The 17274-nt window shown below is 58.8% G+C and carries 19 protein-coding genes; 8 read left to right on the top strand and 11 right to left on the bottom strand.

Annotated features, from left to right (window positions below; all coding sequences use genetic code 11):
• Window positions 1–88: 88 nt before the first annotated feature.
• The 3 genes from BOA8489_RS14470 to BOA8489_RS14460 all read right to left on the bottom strand — a co-directional run bounded on the left by BOA8489_RS14470 (window position 89) and on the right by BOA8489_RS14460 (window position 3737).
• Window positions 89–1606, bottom strand: coding sequence for an NAD(P)(+) transhydrogenase (Re/Si-specific) subunit beta (locus tag BOA8489_RS14470; protein WP_093975012.1), 1518 nt, complete (start codon window positions 1604–1606; stop codon window positions 89–91).
• 12 nt (window positions 1607–1618) lie between these two features.
• The gene (locus BOA8489_RS14465) at window positions 1619–3190 is read right to left on the bottom strand and encodes a Re/Si-specific NAD(P)(+) transhydrogenase subunit alpha (RefSeq protein WP_093975011.1); all 1572 of its coding nucleotides are present in this window, start codon (window positions 3188–3190) and stop codon (window positions 1619–1621) included.
• A gap of 112 nt (window positions 3191–3302) precedes the next feature.
• Window positions 3303–3737, bottom strand: coding sequence for a methyltransferase family protein (locus tag BOA8489_RS14460; protein ID WP_245813868.1), 435 nt, complete (start codon window positions 3735–3737; stop codon window positions 3303–3305).
• Window positions 3738–3785: 48 nt separating this feature from the next.
• On the opposite strand from BOA8489_RS14460, the gene kynU reads away from it, so the two are divergent.
• The gene (gene kynU / locus BOA8489_RS14455; RefSeq protein WP_093975010.1) at window positions 3786–4979 is read left to right on the top strand and encodes a kynureninase; all 1194 of its coding nucleotides are present in this window, start codon (window positions 3786–3788) and stop codon (window positions 4977–4979) included.
• Window positions 4979–5452, top strand: coding sequence for a GNAT family N-acetyltransferase (locus BOA8489_RS14450; protein WP_176440320.1), 474 nt, complete (start codon window positions 4979–4981; stop codon window positions 5450–5452). Before kynU ends, BOA8489_RS14450 begins: the two co-directional genes overlap by 1 nt.
• Here the strand turns inward: BOA8489_RS14450 and BOA8489_RS14445 are convergent.
• The 5 genes from BOA8489_RS14445 to BOA8489_RS14425 form a co-directional block, all read right to left on the bottom strand.
• Window positions 5428–6114: a D-lyxose/D-mannose family sugar isomerase gene (locus BOA8489_RS14445; RefSeq protein ID WP_093975008.1), complete on the bottom strand. Its 687-nt coding sequence runs from the start codon at window positions 6112–6114 to the stop codon at window positions 5428–5430. The two genes, BOA8489_RS14450 and BOA8489_RS14445, sit on opposite strands and share 25 nt — an antisense overlap.
• 33 nt (window positions 6115–6147) lie before the next feature.
• Complete coding sequence (locus tag BOA8489_RS14440; RefSeq protein ID WP_176440319.1) at window positions 6148–6690, bottom strand: flavodoxin domain-containing protein; 543 nt, start codon at window positions 6688–6690, stop codon at window positions 6148–6150.
• 85 nt (window positions 6691–6775) lie between these two features.
• Window positions 6776–7549: a gamma-glutamyl-gamma-aminobutyrate hydrolase family protein gene (locus BOA8489_RS14435; RefSeq protein ID WP_245813866.1), complete on the bottom strand. Its 774-nt coding sequence runs from the start codon at window positions 7547–7549 to the stop codon at window positions 6776–6778.
• 209 nt (window positions 7550–7758) lie between these two features.
• A complete protein-coding gene (locus tag BOA8489_RS14430; protein WP_093975005.1) occupies window positions 7759–9900 on the bottom strand; it encodes a malate synthase G in 2142 nt (713 codons plus the stop codon).
• Between the two features lie 73 nt (window positions 9901–9973).
• A complete protein-coding gene (locus BOA8489_RS14425; protein ID WP_093975004.1) occupies window positions 9974–10117 on the bottom strand; it encodes a DUF2256 domain-containing protein in 144 nt (47 codons plus the stop codon).
• 40 nt (window positions 10118–10157) lie between these two features.
• Here BOA8489_RS14425 and BOA8489_RS14420 point away from each other — a divergent pair, with 40 nt between their 5' ends.
• From BOA8489_RS14420 to BOA8489_RS14410, 3 genes are all read left to right on the top strand, one after another.
• A complete protein-coding gene (locus BOA8489_RS14420) occupies window positions 10158–10577 on the top strand; it encodes a hypothetical protein (RefSeq protein ID WP_141138308.1) in 420 nt (139 codons plus the stop codon).
• 122 nt (window positions 10578–10699) lie between these two features.
• Window positions 10700–11560 (top strand): lysophospholipid acyltransferase family protein, encoded by an 861-nt coding sequence (locus tag BOA8489_RS14415; protein WP_093975002.1) that lies wholly within the window; start codon window positions 10700–10702, stop codon window positions 11558–11560.
• 84 nt (window positions 11561–11644) lie between these two features.
• Entirely contained in the window at window positions 11645–12886 is a 1242-nt protein-coding gene (locus tag BOA8489_RS14410) for a hypothetical protein (protein WP_093975001.1), read from the top strand.
• Here the strand turns inward: BOA8489_RS14410 and BOA8489_RS14405 are convergent.
• Together BOA8489_RS14405 and BOA8489_RS14400 are read right to left on the bottom strand one after the other, a co-directional pair.
• A complete protein-coding gene (locus tag BOA8489_RS14405; RefSeq protein WP_245813880.1) occupies window positions 12865–13563 on the bottom strand; it encodes a transglycosylase SLT domain-containing protein in 699 nt (232 codons plus the stop codon). The two genes, BOA8489_RS14410 and BOA8489_RS14405, sit on opposite strands and share 22 nt — an antisense overlap.
• Window positions 13560–14333, bottom strand: coding sequence for a transglycosylase SLT domain-containing protein (locus BOA8489_RS14400; RefSeq protein WP_245813864.1), 774 nt, complete (start codon window positions 14331–14333; stop codon window positions 13560–13562). The genes BOA8489_RS14405 and BOA8489_RS14400 overlap by 4 nt, the downstream gene beginning before the upstream one ends.
• On the opposite strand from BOA8489_RS14400, the gene gatB reads away from it, so the two are divergent.
• On the top strand, window positions 14332–15843 hold the full coding sequence (gene gatB, locus BOA8489_RS14395) for an Asp-tRNA(Asn)/Glu-tRNA(Gln) amidotransferase subunit GatB (RefSeq protein WP_093975000.1): 1512 nt from the start codon (window positions 14332–14334) through the stop codon (window positions 15841–15843). The two genes, BOA8489_RS14400 and gatB, sit on opposite strands and share 2 nt — an antisense overlap.
• 77 nt (window positions 15844–15920) lie before the next feature.
• Entirely contained in the window at window positions 15921–16280 is a 360-nt protein-coding gene (locus BOA8489_RS14390; RefSeq protein WP_093974999.1) for a DUF4177 domain-containing protein, read from the top strand.
• On the opposite strand, the gene BOA8489_RS14385 is transcribed toward BOA8489_RS14390, so the two are convergent.
• Window positions 16277–16534, bottom strand: a complete 258-nt coding sequence (locus BOA8489_RS14385) for a BolA family protein (RefSeq protein WP_093974998.1) — start codon at window positions 16532–16534, stop codon at window positions 16277–16279. The two genes, BOA8489_RS14390 and BOA8489_RS14385, sit on opposite strands and share 4 nt — an antisense overlap.
• A 77-nt stretch (window positions 16535–16611) precedes the next feature.
• On the opposite strand from BOA8489_RS14385, the gene BOA8489_RS14380 reads away from it, so the two are divergent.
• Window positions 16612–17241 (top strand): DnaJ domain-containing protein, encoded by a 630-nt coding sequence (locus tag BOA8489_RS14380; RefSeq protein WP_093974997.1) that lies wholly within the window; start codon window positions 16612–16614, stop codon window positions 17239–17241.
• Window positions 17242–17274: the final 33 nt, after the last annotated feature.

Here is a 17274-nt window from a genome sequence, read left to right as displayed (position 1 = left end):
CTTCTTGGAAAAATATCCCCGCCGGAGGCAAAAAGGGCCGCTGCGTCAGCAGCGGCCCCCTCGCGACGCGCGGCAGCGCGGCGCAATCTCAGTCGATTTTCGGCAAGAGCATATCGAGCGATGCTTTCGCGTCCCCATAGAACATGCGCGTGTTCTCTTTGAAGAACAGCGGGTTCTCGATACCCGAGTAGCCCGTGCCCTGCCCGCGCTTCGAGACGAAGACCTGCTTGGCTTTCCAGCATTCCAGTACCGGCATACCGGCGATGGGGCTGTTGGGGTCGTCCTGCGCTGCGGGGTTCACGATGTCGTTCGAGCCGATGACAATGGCGACGTCCGTATTGGGGAAGTCGTCATTGATCTCATCCATTTCAAGCACGATGTCGTAAGGCACCTTCGCCTCGGCCAGAAGCACGTTCATGTGGCCCGGCAAGCGGCCTGCGACCGGGTGGATCGCGAAGCGCACGTTCTTGCCTTGCGCGCGCAGTTTTCGCGTCAACTCAGCAACGGCCGTCTGTGCCTGTGCTACCGCCATGCCATAGCCGGGGATGATTACGATGCTGTCGGCGTCGTTCAGAGCGGTCGCGACGCCGTCGGCGTCGATCGCGATCTGTTCGCCTTCGACTGCCATTTGAGGGCCAGAGCTGCCTCCAAAGCCGCCGAGGATCACCGAGACGAACGAGCGGTTCATGGCTTTGCACATGATGTAGCTGAGGATCGCACCGGACGAGCCGACCAGTGCACCGACCACGATCAGAAGATCATTGCCCAGCGAGAAGCCAATCGCCGCTGCCGCCCACCCGGAATAGCTGTTCAACATAGAAACGACGACGGGCATATCCGCACCGCCGATGCCCATGATCAGGTGATATCCGATGAACAGCGCCAGAAGCGTCAGAAGGACAAGCGTCCAGCTGCCTGCACCGCCAAGGTACATGAACAGCAGGATAACCGAACCCGCTGCCGCTGCCGCGTTCAGAAGGTGACCGCCGGGAAGTTGTTTGGCGGAGGTGTCGATCTTGAATGGCAGAAGGCTGGAGTTGCCGGAAAGCTTGCCATAGGCGATGACGGAGCCGGTGAAAGTGACCGCACCAATCCAGATGCCAAGGGCAAGCTCGACGCGCAGGATAGTGATCTCAACACCTGACTTTTTGGCGACAAGTTGGCCGAAGGCAGAAAGGCCGTCGGTGATTTCTTTTGGCAGGCCGATTGCTGTATAGCCATCCGGGCCGACAGCGCCAAGAACGCCGCCGTTTTCAGCATAAAGCGCTGTGGCTGCGTTGATCATGATATCGGCGTTGAAGCCTACAAAGACCGCCGCGAGGCCGACAAGCGAGTGCATGATTGCGACAAGCTCCGGCATTTGGGTCATTTCGACCTTGGTGGCCAGTTGGTAGCCGACAACGCCTCCGAGTGCGATCAGGATGATCGACAACCACCAAAGACCGGCACCAGGACCGATGAGCGTGGCCAGAACCGCAATCGCCATACCGACGATACCGTACCAGACTGCACGTTTCGCGCTTTCCTGCCCCGAAAGACCACCAAGCGAGAAGATGAAGAGAACTGCTGCGACAACGTAGGCCGCTGTTGTGAAACCGAAATCCATTATCCCGCCCCCTTACGACTTTTGGAACATGGCGAGCATGCGCCGTGTGACGAGGAAACCGCCGAAGATGTTTACTGCGGCCATGAGGACCGCGAGCATCGACAGGATCGTGATGATCGTCGAGGACGACCCGATCTGGATCAGCGCGCCGAGGATGATGATCGACGAGATCGCGTTCGTGACCGCCATAAGAGGTGTATGCAGCGAATGCGCGACGTTCCAGATGACGTTGAAGCCGACGAACACGCTGAGCACGAACACGATGAAGTGCTGCATGAAGCTGGCGGGAGCCACCAGGCCAACCGCGAGGATCAGCGCACCACCGATGGCCAGCGCGGTGATCTGCGTCTTGGTCTCTTTCTTGAAGGCGGCAGCTTCTGCGGCCTTCTTCTCTTCGGGCGTCAGTTCTTTTGGTTTGTCTTTCTTGGGCTGCGCCGCGATCGCCTTGGTTTTTGGCGGTGGGGGTGGCCAGGTGATCTCGCCTTTATGGGTGATCGTGGCACCCCGGATCACGTCGTCTTCCATGTTGTGCACAACCTGCCCGTCTTTTTCGGGCGTCAGGTCCGTCATCATGTGGCGGATGTTGTTCGAGTACAGCAGCGAAGACTGTGCGGCCATGCGGCTCGGGAAATCTGTGTAGCCGACGATAGTCACGTCATTCTTCGTGACGATCTTTTCGTCTTTGACCGTCAGTTCGCAGTTACCGCCACGTTCGGCAGCAAGGTCGACGATCACCGAACCGGGCTTCATCATCTCGACCATGTCCTTGGTCCACAGGATAGGTGCGTCGCGGTTCGGGATCAGGGCCGTCGTGATGACGATGTCAACGTCGGGGGCCAGTTCGCGGAACTTTTTCAGCTGCGCTTCGGCAAATTCAGGCGAGGATACAGCGGCGTAGCCACCCGTTGCAGAGCCGTCCTGCGCCTCTTCTTCGAAGTCGAGGTAGACGAATTCAGCTCCCATCGACTCGATCTGTTCCGCCACTTCAGGACGGACGTCGAAGGCCAGTGTGATCGCACCAAGCGAGGTCGAGGTGCCGATTGCGGCGAGGCCTGCGACACCAGCACCGACGACCAGAACCTTGGCGGGAGGCACCTTGCCAGCGGCTGTCACCTGACCGGTGAAGAAGCGGCCGAAGTTGTTTCCGGCTTCTATAACAGCGCGGTAGCCGGCGATGTTCGCCATGGAAGACAGAGCATCCATCTTTTGAGCGCGGCTGATACGCGGGACCATGTCCATTGCAATGACGCTTGCGCCCTGCTCTTTCGCTGTCTCCATCAGCGTCTCGTTCGAGGCCGGATAGAAGAAGGAAATCAGAGTTTGGTTGGCCGAAAGCTTTTTGGCTTCGGCGTCGGTGGGCGGGCGGACCTTGGCGACGATATCGGCGTCTTTCCAAAGCGCGGCCCCAGAGACGACCGAAACACCGGCCTTTTTGTAAGCGGCGTCAGAAAAACCAGCGGCTTCGCCAGCGCCTTTCTGGATCAAACATTCATAGCCGAGCTTTTGCAGGTCCTTGGCACTTGCTGGCGTCATCGCCACCCGTGCTTCTCCGCTTGCGCTTTCTTTCGGCGCTCCGATCTTCATGGACTATCCCCCGAATGGTATTGTTGTTGGCAGACATGGGTCGAATACGGGCGATGTCTAATGGTCTGGAACGGGTTTCTCAATGCCTTAACGTCCTGAGCGCCCTTAGATTTCATATCCAGCGCCGTGTCTGTGCGCGATAGGCGTCGTATTCGCCTGCGAAGGCCGCCTGCAGGCGCGCTTCTTCGTCCGCGATAAAACGTCGAAAAAGCAGCCAGCCGAGGACCGGTACCAGAACAAGGCCGAAAAATTTGCCCCAGATCAAAGAAAAGCCCGCGAGGATCAACAAGTCTGCCAGGTAGATCGGATTGCGCGAGAGGCGGAATATGCCGGTAGTGATGAGGGCCGAAGGGGCCTCACGCGGAATAACTGTTGTGCGTGCGCGCATGAACTCGAAGAGCGACGCGGCGATCAGAAGCGCAGCGGCGCCCAGAGCGATGCGTCCAGGCAGGGTTGCAGGACCCCATGGCGCGGTAATGGGCATGAGCCAGGTTAAGCCCAGGGCAGCGATGGTCCAGACGGGCGGAAGATCAATCCATTTCATCATGACGTCCAGCCTAGCGGTGCGGCCCTTGCGGCGCTATGGGCTTTTGTCATGACAGATTTTGAAAAAACCCGCCGCTTCTTCAATCTGCCCGAGGGCATGATCTATCTTGATGGAAATTCGCTTGGTCCCTTGCCAAGGTCCGTACCGGCCCGCGTCGAGGCTATGATACGCGACGAATGGGGCGAGATGCTGATCACCGGTTGGAACAAGGCGGGATGGATGGCCATGCCGCGCCGGGTCGGTGACCGCATTGGACGGTTAATCGGTGCGCCCGCTGGCAGCGTCGTCATGGGCGATACGCTGTCTATCAAGGTCTATCAGGCGCTGGCATCAGCATTGGATTTGCGCCCTGAGCGTCGTGTTATATTGAGCGATTCCGGTAACTTCCCGAGTGATCTTTACATGGCCGAAGGGCTGTTGAAGTCACTTGATCGCGGACATGAACTGAAGGTCGTCGCACCCGAGGACGTCGCCGACCATATCGATGAGAGCGTTGCCTGCCTGATGTTGACCGAGGTCGATTATCGAACCGGGCGGCGTCATGACATGCCTGCTTTGACGCGCCGGGCGCATGACGCCGGAGCCTTGGCAATCTGGGATCTGGCACATTCGGCGGGAGCCTTTCCTGTGGACGTCAGGAACGGCAAGGCGGACTTCGCCGTGGGATGCACGTACAAGTATCTGAACTCCGGCCCCGGTGGTCCGGCCTTCATCTATGTCGCGCCCGAGATCACCGAGGATGTGCGCCCCGCTTTGTCGGGATGGCTTGGACATGAAGCTCCGTTCGCGTTTGATCTGGATTACCGCGCAGGTCAGGGTATTGACCGGATGCGCGTCGGCACACCGGCGATGTTGCAAATGGCGGCTTTGGACGCAGCTCTTGATGTCTGGGACGACGTCGACATGGACCAGCTGCGCGCGCGCTCGATCGAATTGATCGACCTCTTTATTGCTGAAGTCGAGGCGCGCTGCAGCGATGTGACGCTTGCATCTCCTCGGGACGGCACCAAGCGCGGTTCGCAAGTCGGATTTCGCCACCCTGAAGGCTATGCCGTAATGCAGGCCCTGATCTCGCGCGGCGTGATTGGTGATTTCCGCGCACCAGACATCATGCGTTTCGGCGTGACGCCTCTTTACATCGGCGAAGCCGAAATAATCGGCGCCGCCAAACATCTCGAAGACATCCTGAACTCCAACGAATGGGACACGCCGGCCTATCGGGCCCGTGCTGCGGTGACATAATGCGCAAATGGGAACCAACTGACGCCGAGGCGAGCTACGCGGTCTATTTCGAAGCTGTCCATCAAGGCGCAATTGATCTCTATGACGCCGCTCAGCGCCATGCATGGGTTCCCTCTCCGATCGTTCAGGAATGGTGGCTGCCGCGATTATCGGCCGCCCGCGCGTGGGTGACCTCGGATGAGCACGGTCTGACCGGTTTCATCAGTCTGAGAGAAGATGGATATCTCGATATGTTTTTTGTCAGTTCCCGAGCACGCGGTGATGGCACGGCCTTACAGCTTTACGACAAACTGTTGGAACAGGCGCGCGCAAGCGAGTTCGTCCGCCTTACAACGCACGCCAGCCACTATCTGCGACCTTTCCTCGAAAAGCGCGGTTGGCACGTCATGGCCCGTGACGTCGTCACGCGGCTGAATGTCGAACTGGAGCGCTTCGAGATGGAATTGCCTCAGACCGGGAGCCAGGTGTCGTAATCGCTGACCAGAAGGTGGGTCGGTGCCACGTCCTCATCGATTTCGGCAAAGCGGCCAATCGGTTCACGGAAGATATTGTCGGTGATATCGTCGTTCACGGTTGAGACCTCACCGATCAAGACGTCCCCCCCTTCGCCCCAGAATGCGTGCCAGTCACCTGGCATCAACGTTATGCTTTCGCCAGGGGCAAACTTCAGCTTTTCACCCGGCGCGTAAGCGCGCTCGATTCCGTCGCAAAGCACGACACCACCGCGATCTGACGCGCAGTTCCCATCATCATCCGAGCCAAAGAGTTCGATCACCATCGTAGCCCCGCCCCGGTTGATGATATCCTCGGACTTGATCACATGGGTGTGCATCGGGCTGATCTGGTCTTGCCGCGAAATCAGCAGTTTCTCCGCATAGACCATGCCGCGACCGCGCTGCAGATCGGCGAGTGAGCCATTCCTGAGGGTGAACAGGAACAGGCCCAGCGCATCGAAATCGCCCTGACCATAGTCGGTTATATCCCAGCCCATACGCGCCTCGACAATGCGTCGGGCGTCGGTTCGGGCGCGGAATTCGTCCGGCGTCCAATAGGCAAAAGGCGGCAAGGTAAAGCCATGGTGGCGGATCAAGTCGTCCGCCGCAGCCATGATTTCGTTGATCGTCGAGCGTTTCATGCGCGCCGCACTCCCTGTAGGTTGTCCGACGACCTAACTGGCAGCAGACCGGGCGCGCGTCCAGTCCTTCAAGGTTTTGTCCAGTCTGTCCCAGTCGGTATATTCGCGATCCTCGCCCGCGGGGGCCGATGGGTCTCTCTTGGACTCCATCCACCTCATCGCCCAATAGCGAAAGAAGTCGTATTCCGTGAACTTGAACGCGCCTGCGACGTGTTCGACCTTGTCGGGAGTCCAGCCCGTGTCGTTTTTCAAGTCGTCGACATAGCATCGCAAGGCGCTCCATTCGGTCGCGTCGTCGCCCGCCGCCCCGAGCGAGACAGACAGGAACATCGACGCCACTTGGTTCAGCGCATTGGCGTGATCTTTCGCATAGGCGACAATTTCCGACTGATATTTCCCGGCATGCACCGAGGCCGCCAGAATGACCGCGTCAAACTCGCTCAGGCGAAGGTCTCCGGCATCGGTGGCATTTCGCAGAGTGACGCCGTGCCCCTCCCCTTGCAAAAAGTCTTCGGCGTGATGCGCAATCTTGCGCGTCTGGCCTTCGGTCGAGGCATAAATGATCGCGGTTTTCATCGGGGTACCTTCGTTTTGACAAAGCATACCTACCCGAGAAGCTCCCGCACGATTTGATGGGCCTCAATCAAAGAGAACTTGGAGATCAGGCGATTTTCAGATCACCCGAGCGCTTGCCATTCTTCCAATCGGCAATGGCCTTGCCGAACGCTTCGAAAAGCGGTCGCGAAACCGGATCCTCTGCCGCCTTGTATTCGGGATGCCACTGAACCCCCAAGGTGAAACCCGGTGCGCCGTTCACATAGATCGCCTCGGGCGTGCCGTCATCGGCCCAACCATCAATGACGATCCGTGCCCCCGTGTCCTTGATCCCCTGCCCGTGCAGCGTGTTGGTCCGCACGACTTCGGCGCCCATCAGACGATGAAACACACCATCCCGCGTGAACGTCACGTTCTGGCGGATCTCGAATTTCTCCTCGATGGTACCGTCGGGCGGCATCCGGTGGTTCACCCTGCCCGGCAGGTCGCGGATTTCAGTGTAAAGCGAACCGCCCATCGCAACATTCAACTCCTGAAAGCCGCGACAGATCGACAGGATCGGCTGGCCGCGTGCAACACAGGCCCGGATCAACGGAATGGTCACGCCATCTCGCGCCGGATCAAACACACCATGCGCCTCGGTGGGTTCTTCATTGTAATGAACGGGGTGTACGTTTGCCCGGGCTCCGGTGAAGACGAAACCGTCACAGGCCGCCATCAAATCGTCCACATCAACCAGAGCAGGGTCTGCCGGCACGATCAGGGGCAGCGCGCCACAGACCTCAGCCACAGCCTGACTGTTCATCCGCCCCCCGGTATGGGCCGGATATTCATCGTTGATCAAAAAAGCATTGCCAATGATGCCGACAACTGGACGCAAAGAAATTTCCTTCCTCGTTGGCAACCTCCTAAGGCAAATGCCAACACTTGATAACTGCACTTAGCGCACAGGTTCACTCGCCCAACGTGCAAATTCGCGCAATGGCATCCAACACGCGCGCGGCTGTACCCTTCTCTTGTTGGAAAATATCCTCAAGGAGTCCGGGGGCAGAATGGCCCCGGCGGATCGGCGCGCAAGGCGCGTCGATCTTAAAGAGATGCTTTCAACTCAAGGCGGCGGCGGTGGAGGATCGGTTCGGTATATCCCGATGGCTGCACACGGCCTTCGAACACCAGATCACAGGCAGCTTTAAAGGCAATCCCTTCAAAGCCCGGCGCCATCGGAGCATATGACGGATCGCCCGCGTTCTGACCGTCGACGACCACCGCCATGCGCTCCATGATCGCGCGCACCTCGTTCCGGTCCACGACGCCGTGATGCAGCCAGTTCGCGATATGCTGCGCGGAGATGCGGCAAGTTGCGCGGTCTTCCATCAAACCAACATTGTTGATGTCCGGCACTTTCGAACATCCGACGCCTTGATCAATCCAGCGCACGACGTATCCCAATATGCCTTGCGCGTTATTTTCGACCTCGCGGGTGATCTGGCGCTTGTCCCACATACGGAACGCAGCCAGCGGAATATCAAGCACCTGGTCCACATGTGCGCGCGATCCGCCTGCTTTCAATTTGGCCTGCACCGCAAAAACGTCGACCTTGTGATAGTGCAGAGCGTGCAGCGTCGCCGCCGTCGGAGACGGAACCCAGGCGCAGTTTGCCCCGGCTTGCGGATGTTCGATCTTGGCTTGCAGCATCGCCGCCATCTGGTCCGGCATCGCCCACATGCCTTTGCCGATCTGCGCTTTGCCCGAAAGACCGCAGGCCAGCCCGATATCGACATTGCGGTTCTCATAGGCCGAAATCCAGGCTTTGCGCTTGATCCAGTCCTTGCGACTGAATGGCCCCGCTTCCATGGAAGTGTGAATTTCGTCTCCCGTGCGGTCGAGGAAACCAGTATTGATGAATGCGACGCGTGATTTCGCGGCACGAATGCATTCCTTGAGGTTGACCGTCGTGCGGCGCTCTTCGTCCATGATCCCTAGCTTAACGGTGTCGCGTGCCAGCCCCAGCGTTCGCTCAACGTGCGTAAAGGTGTCGTCTGCAAAGGCCACCTCGTCCGGCCCGTGCATTTTGGGCTTTACCACATAGACCGACCCCATGACCGAATTGCCGCTATCGCGCGCCAGATCATGTTTGGCGATCAGCGTCGTAATCATCGCGTCCATCAGGCCTTCGAAAATCTCGTTGCCGTCGCGGTCCAGTATGGCCGGGTTGGTCATCAGGTGACCGACGTTGCGCACCAGCATCAGCGCGCGGCCCTTGACCGTCACCTCGCTTCCGTCCGGCGCGGTGAAGACCTTGTCGGGGTTCAGGGCGCGCGTCACGATTTTGCCGCCCTTTTCGAAGGTGTCGGTCAGATCTCCCTTCATCAGGCCCAGCCAGTTGCGATAGGCCACCACTTTGTCTTCGGCATCGACACAGGCGACACTGTCTTCGCAATCAAGGATCGCGCTGACCGCTGCCTCCAGCCGCACATCCGCCAGCCCCGCCTGATCTCGGCTGCCGATCGGGTGGGTGCGGTCAAAAACCAGCTCTACATGAAGCCCGTGGTTGCGCAACAAAACCGCTTCGGGCGCTTTCGGGTGGCCCTTGAAGCCGATGAATTTGGACGGATCGACGAGTGGCTGGTCGTCGATCAGAAGTGCGCCGTTGTGGACATGATAGCGACGCGCGTCGGCGTGGCTCAGGCCTTCGATCGCGAAGGCTTCGTCAAGAAAGACCCGCGATTTGGCAACGACACGCGCGCCCCGCCCCTTGTTGTACGGCCCGGAGGGCGGTGCGCCATCTGTGGCGTCGGTCCCGTAATAGGCATCATAAAGGCTGCCCCAACGCGCATTTGCCGCGTTCAGCGCGTAACGTGCATTGGTGATCGGCACGACCAGTTGCGGCCCCGGAATGCTGGCGATTTCCGGATCCGTGTTGGAGGTGGTGATTTCGAAGTCATCGCCTTCGGGGACGAGATATCCGATGTCTTTCAGAAAAGCCGTGTAGGCCGTGTGATTGTGGGGCTGATTACGGTGGCGTATATGCCAGTCATCGATCTGGGATTGGATTGTCTGTCGGATTTCGAGAAGTTCGCGGTTCCTTGCACCAAAGTCATGCGCGAGAGTGCTGAGACCCGACCAGAACGCATCGGCAGTGACGTCGCTTCCGGCAAGCGCTTCGGTTTCGATGAACTCTGCAAGCAGGCGATCAACCTGTAGCCCGGCGCGATCCACACGATCTGACATGACGATGCCTCTCTGTTTGAAGTGTCCGGAGAGGATTAAAAGACCGCGCGGCCCGAGGCAAGGCGCTGTATACTCAAGTATTCCGTTCCCGCCGACAGCGTTCGGAGCAATATTTGACCTCGCCCCAGACTTTGGCCCATTTCTTGCGCCACGAAAACGTGCGGCCACAGGTCACACAGGTCTTGGAGGGCAGCGTCGCTTTGGTGTATTTCGCCATTTCTCTTGCCAATCCTGCCAAGCTGCGGCACCCCACAGCCATGTCCGAGACTTTTACACATAGGCGCACTTCGCGAAATGCCACCAGCTATCTGATGGTTACCTTTGCGATTGTTGGTCTGCTGGTGCTGATGTTCGGACTTCAAGCGCATCCGTTTGTCGTCGCCTTGTTTGCCGTGCTGATTGCTCCGGCGATCTGGTCGATCATCGCCAACACGGAAGCCCGCCTCAGCATCGATGAGAACTCGGTTTCCTGGCAGGTTGGCGCGCGTGGGGACCGTGTGGACCTTGATGAAATCGATTATGTCCGCGCCCGCACCGCGCTGGATTTGTCGCAAAGGGTCGCGATTTTCCGTAACTCCGGGCCAAAGCTGCATGTTCCGGGACCCTGCCTGCCGTCAGGGCGGCAACTGGACGAGGCACTGGAAGCACGCGGTGTAAAGGTGAAGCGGCTGTTTTAAGCCGACCCGGCAGGTCTTTGGCGCAAGATCATGCCGAACCACTTGCGCTATCTCAAAAACGCGCAACGAAACCATTATATTCTTGTTATCGGACCGTCACAAAGTGGGTGTTTTGTGCGCGTATGGAAGAACGAATTGACCCTTTGATCGAAGAGCGCGCGCCCTGGTTGTTTCGCCAGGACGCCGTGTCGCGTAATCTGCGCGATGTGTTCAATGCGATGCTTGGGTATCAGCGTACGGTGGACCTCGGGAGGCTGTATCAGACCTGGACCACTGACCGCATCATGCACCATATCGCAGGGCTGCTTGTGCGCGATCTGACGGTCATGGGATTGGAGAATATTCCGCGACAAGGGGCGGCGCTGATCGTTGCCAACCATCCGACGGGCATCGCGGACGGCATTATGTTGCATCATCTGCTTTGGCCGCTGCGCCCCGATCTGTTCATTTACGCCAATTCGGACATTCTGCGCATCCTGCCTCAGTTCGAGAGCCTAATCGCACCGGTCGAATGGCGCGCGGAAAAACGCAGCCATGCCAAGACCCGAGAAACCATGGCCTACACGAAATCGGCGATTGAAGCGGGGCGGCTTGGGGTGATTTTCCCGTCCGGGCGTCTGGCCAAGCGGAAAGGGCTGCGCCTGCACGAACGCGACTGGATGAGCTCGGCGGCGATGATTGCGCGCAAATACGATCTGCCGGTGATCCCCATTCATATTCGTGCGCGAAACTCGGTCTTGTTCTATCTTTTCGACGCGATCCATCCGACTTTGCGCGACATCACTTTGTTTCATGAGACCTTGAACAAGGATCGCCAGCCATATCGCATAACAATCGGCGAGCCGATTTCTGCTTTTGCTCTTCCCTCCAACTCGCAGGATGCGATTGAATTGTTGCGCAGAGCGACGCTTTCGCTTGGCGGACGCCATGCGCCGACGTTTTCGCTGCTTCAAAACACCCGTATTCCCAGTTGGGCACGGTGAAATCGCCGGTTTGGGCGAAAATCGCCTTAAAGCTGCCCGATTCCCGCGATTGAGTGCAATGGTTGCGGCGGAGAAAAGACACACATGCCCCTCGAAACAACCCCCTACCTGGCTGGCCTGACAGATACTCTGTCAGGTCCGGTGGGGATTGCGTTTTCACTGACTTTGCTGGGCGCGCTGACCATGGGCAGTCTGCGCAGCTTCAAGCGCGCCGCCATGGCGGAACGTGCGAAGCCGACCTCGACTTCCGATCTGGCGCGGGAGTTGCTTATTCCCGTGGCGCGAAACGATCCCGATCTGGTCGCACATGCTGCTGTTGCGAACCGTGTGTCGGACTTGTTTGCCCGCTGCGAATGGGCGCAGTTGTCGCGCGAGATCTCGATATGGGAACGGCGACTGGATGCGACCCCCGGTGGCACCCGTCACCACGATATCGCGATCGAAACCTGTCTCATGCCACTTCAGGCCTGTCTGGACGACGCTTCTCGAAACTCTCTGGATGATCTGAGCGACGCCAACGACCTGATTGCTGACTATGTGGCGCGTCACAACGAAGCCCCGGAAGACCCTGTTCATGCGGTTCTGGCGGCTTGCGCCCATATGCTTGTCGCTGACAATTGTCGTGCCGAATTCTGGCCAGAAAGAGAGAAATCGCGGGCGTGGCGTCATATGGCGCAACATTACCTGAGGGCCGAAGTGATCCTGTCGCGATTTGACCCTGTGGCGCATATGTCCCCTCTGCTGGCCAGCGCGTACTATGAACTTGCTCTCGGGATGCCGGATGGTGCTGCGCGTCTGAAACATGCATTTGAAGACTGGATCGACCTCGATCCATCGAACCCGGCGATCTATGCCGTGCATATACCGCAGCTTTTCAAAGACGGGCCCGTGAGCCTTTCGACATTCAAAGCCGAGGTTGCCAAAGCAGAGGCGCGCACGGCCGAAACGCTCGGAAAAGGCGGTTATGCTCTTTGTGCCTTGCCTGCACTCGCCGATTGTCCGGAATTGCGTGACCATGTCGATGCTGCGAGACTTGCAGCAGGATTGACGGACCTTGCGCGGCTGTCTGGCACGCAGGCGGATGTGAACTGGGCTGCGGCGACCTTGCTGAAGGAAGGCACGCTGGTCACCGGCGACCGGCGCGATGTATACCGCGACGCCTTCGATACGCTGGTGCGGCGACATCTCGGGGTCATTTATCCGCGTCTGTGGCATATTCCTCTGGACCAGATACGCGCCAATCTGGCGGATACTTTCGAGCGCACCGGCGCGCCGAAGATCACTGAAAATCCTGATTTCCCAGTTTATTCCGCCAAAGCGGCCTGAGTCTCCGGTCGTTTCTTCGGGCGTACCTCGCCAAGCGCGCGGCAATAGGTCTGTTTGCGGGTATAGCGCTGCATATCACGGCGCTTCCAATCATTTCGAATCGGCCCGCAATCAGCTGCAACCCCGCGCCAACGGGTGTTTTTCACCGAGATTGCCCCGTCTCGCGGCACGGTGGTGGCCATGATCCGGATTGCGCAATTGAGATTGGCGCTGGCGCGTTTCAGCCCTTCGCCGGTTTGAACGCGGCAATCGCGGAATTCCGCCGTCGGAGGAAAAATCTGCATGAGGCCGAACCAACGCCCGTTGCCGCCTACGGCGTTCGGGTTCCAGGTGCTTTCGTAGCGCGAGAGCGTCGACAGGAGTGCGGCCCAAAAAGCCGCACGGTTTTCAGCCGTTTGATCGGGATAAGCGGGACACCACTCGGCGATGTCACGGGGCACGACCTCCAGCAAAGGCGCGCCATGGGATGCGACCGCTGCCAGGGCGATGCGGGTCCAAAGCGCGCCGTTGCGGCGGTTCTCCCAGCTTGTCCGCGGCAAGTGGTTGTCGCGGGATGCTGGGGCGACCGCAAGGGCTTGGGGCGCTGCGTGGGTTTGGGAGATCAAAGGCCCTTCCTGCGCGAAAGCACCTGATCCTAGCCCCATAAGCACCAGAAATATCGCGGTTTTTCCGATCACTGGCAATAGGGAAGCTTTCGCGTATATGCCTTGATCCCGGAGCGTTTGCGTTCCTGGTGGAAAGGTCCCCAATCGGCGGCGATCCCGCGCATCCCTTGCGATATCACATCGTCGCGCGGAACCGTTTCGGCCATGATCCGAATCCCGCACGAGACATTCAACGCCCCGTCTTTCAGCTCGTTTGCGTCCGAGGCCACACATCCATACCCCTGCGCCGTGGCAGGCGCGATCTGCAGCAAGCCATGCCAGCGCCCGTCTCCGCCCGATACATCGGGTCGCCATGTGCTTTCATAGTAGGAAAGCGACGCGATGAGGTTCAGCCAGAACGCCTTGCGCTGACGCTCGGAAGCTTCGGGGTAACCGGGGCAGTATTGGTCAATGTCGGCGGGCACCATTTCGACGAGTGGCGCGCCATGGCTGTCCAGCGCGGCCATCGCCGCTTTGGTCCAGCGCGCACTTCGTTCTTCCGTGTCCCAGCGGACTTTGACAGGCACCTGAACTGAAACGGTGGTCTCGGGTTCGGGGGTTCGGGAACACGCGAACGCAAGCGCGGCGATCACGCCAAGTCCGACAATACCAAGTCGCGCCATTTGCATCATTACTCCAGACGCCCCCACCGCGGCATTTGGACACGAAATCGTTGTCTCTGCCAAGTCCGCGAGCACACAGGAGGGGACCAGATCGGCAGACAAGCGCCGACGATCTGCCCCCTTGCCGCCCTGCGCTGCCTCGCCTAAAACCGCAGCGTTCCAACCAACGGTGCCTGACATGCTTGATCTGACCTATGAACCTCCGAAACCCAAAGTGATTTCCGGCGCTACCGGCGACTGGGAATTGGTGATCGGACTTGAGGTCCATGCGCAGGTCTCGTCACGTTCCAAGCTGTTTTCGGGGGCGTCGACGAAGTTCGGATCGGAACCGAACTCGAACGTGGCCTTCGTGGACGCCGCGATGCCGGGCATGTTGCCGGTCATCAACGAGTTTTGCGTCGAGCAGGCCGTGCGCACCGGACTGGGGCTGAAGGCAGAGATCAATCTGGTCTCGGCGTTCGATCGCAAGAACTATTTCTATCCCGATTTGCCGCAGGGCTATCAGATCAGCCAGCTTTATCACCCGATCGTCGGCGAAGGTGAAATTTTGGTCGATATGGGTCCGGGCATTGCGCGTCTGGTGCGGGTTGAGCGCATTCACCTCGAGCAGGACGCGGGCAAGTCAATCCACGATATGGACCCCCATATGTCTTTTGTGGACCTGAACCGGACCGGCGTCGCACTGATGGAGATCGTAAGCCGCCCTGACATTCGCGGTCCCGAAGAGGCCGCCGCTTATGTGGTGAAGTTGCGTCAGATCCTGCGCTATCTCGGCACCTGTGACGGCAATATGCAAAACGGCAGCATGCGCGCGGACGTGAACGTTTCGGTCTGTCGTCCGGGCGATTACGAGAAGTATCAGGAAACACAAGACTTTTCACATCTCGGAACGCGGTGCGAGATCAAGAACATGAACTCGATGCGGTTCATTCAGCAGGCGATCGACGTGGAAGCCAGGCGCCAGATTGCGCTGCTGGAGGACGGCAAGGAGGTCGTTCAGGAAACACGGCTCTACGATCCCGACAAGGGAGAAACACGGTCGATGCGTTCGAAGGAAGAAGCGCATGACTATCGCTACTTCCCTTGCCCCGATCTGTTGCCGCTGGAGATCGAGCAGGCCTGGGTGGATGACATCAAGGCGTCGTTGCCCGAGTTGCCGGATGCAAAGCGTGTGCGGTTCGTGACGGATTATGGAATGACGGAATATGACGCGTCCGTTCTGACGGCGGATGTTGAAAACGCGGCGTTTTTTGAGGACGTGGCGACCGGGCGTGATGGAAAGCTGGCGGCGAACTGGGTGATCAACGAATTGTTCGGACGTTTGAAGAAGGAAGATCGCGAGATTGCGGACAGCCCTGTTTCCGCGGCTCAGCTTGGTGGGATCGTCGAGTTGATTTCCAAGGGTGACATCTCTGGCAAGATCGCCAAGGACCTGTTCGAAATCGTCTGGACCGAGGGCGGCGACCCGGCAACGCTGGTCGAAGAGCGCGGCATGAAACAGGTGACTGACACCGGCGCAATTGAAACCGAGGTGGAACGCATCATTGCGGAGAACCCGGCGCAGGTTGAAAAGGCCAAGGTGAACCCGAAACTGGCGGGCTGGTTTGTCGGTCAGGTGATGAAAGCCACTGGCGGCAAGGCCAACCCACAGGCGGTGAACGAAATCGTCGCCGCAAAGCTTGGTCTTTGAGGTCGCAGCGTTAAAGTTGCCATAAGGGGCCGATCTCGGGCAGGATCGGGCTTACGACATGACAAAGGAGCGACCTCGTGGTCAGGTTTGAATACAAGGCAGTCCCCGCGCCGATGCGCGGGACCAAGGCCAGAGGCGTGAAAACAACGGAAGATCGCTTTGCATTGGCGATAACCGAAACGCTGAACGAGTACGCCGGAAACGGCTGGGAGTTCGTCCGGGTCGAAACCTTGCCTTGCGAATCCCGCAGGGGATTGACCGGCACTCAGGTCACAGACCAGTCGGTCATCGTGTTCCGGCGCATCAAACAAACGGCTACAGCGACCGAGACCAAAGAAGCATCCTTGCCGCCGCTGACACTGGCACCCGAACCGAGGCCCGCACGCGTGGATCCACCGATCAGCCGCATTCCCGGCAGCGCCGAGCCCAACTCCTAAACCGAAATCTTCAGTTCCAACGCGTGGATGCGTGCGACGAGATCCGCACCGAGCGCGTTATGCACAGCCCTGTGCCGTGCTATTCTGTTCATCGGTTCAAAACTGGGTGACTGGATGGTCACCTGAAAGTGGCTTTCGCCGCCTTCCTGAAATCCCGCATGGCCGCGGTGGCTTTCACTGTCATCCACGATCTCGAGCGTCGTCGGTCGGAAAGCGGCCTCAAGCCGTGTCCGAATTTCTTCAGTGACTGACATTTTTTTGCGCCCTACCCCTTCAATCTTCACAGCGAGACTGTAAACTCATGCGTCCGAGTCGGAAAGGTGCAAGGCCCATGAGTGAAGACCCCTTTGGTTTCAATCTGAGTGTTTCTGCGGATAAGAAGAAACGGTCGCGGACGCGGCGCGGCATGTCGGGGGCTTTTGAGACCTCAACGCGTGTTTGCGAACATTCGGGCTGCGAAGAGGTCGGGCAATATCGTGCGCCGAAATCACCGGACGATCTCGATGAGTTCTTCTGGTTCTGCAAGGATCATGTGCGGGAGTACAATCTGAAATGGAACTTCTTTAACGGCTCGACCGAGGAAGAGTTCGCCGAGCAGGTCGACAAGGACCGCGTGTGGGGCCGTGCGACCAAGCCTTTTTCGAAACCGGGCGAAGAGCAGCGTGCATGGGCACGATTGGGCGTCGACGATCCGCATCAAATTTTAGGGGAAAACGCGACGCGCAATCACGGCAAGGGCACGGGGGGTTCGCGCAAACTGCCCCCCACCGAGCGGCGTGCGCTGGACATTCTGGATGCGCGAGATCATTGGTCTAAGCCTGAAATTCGCAAGTCATACAAAGCACTTATCAAGGTTTTGCACCCCGACATGAACGGTGGCGACCGCAGCCATGAGGACCAGTTGTCCGAAGTGGTCTGGGCTTGGGATCAGATCAAGGAAAGCCGGAATTTCCAGTCTTAGGCTGATCCGGCGAAAGGCTGCGATAATTCACGA

The organism is Boseongicola aestuarii (assembly GCF_900184815.1).
Taxonomy (GTDB): domain Bacteria; phylum Pseudomonadota; class Alphaproteobacteria; order Rhodobacterales; family Rhodobacteraceae; genus Boseongicola; species Boseongicola aestuarii.
This window is presented reverse-complemented; position numbering and strand designations above follow the sequence as displayed.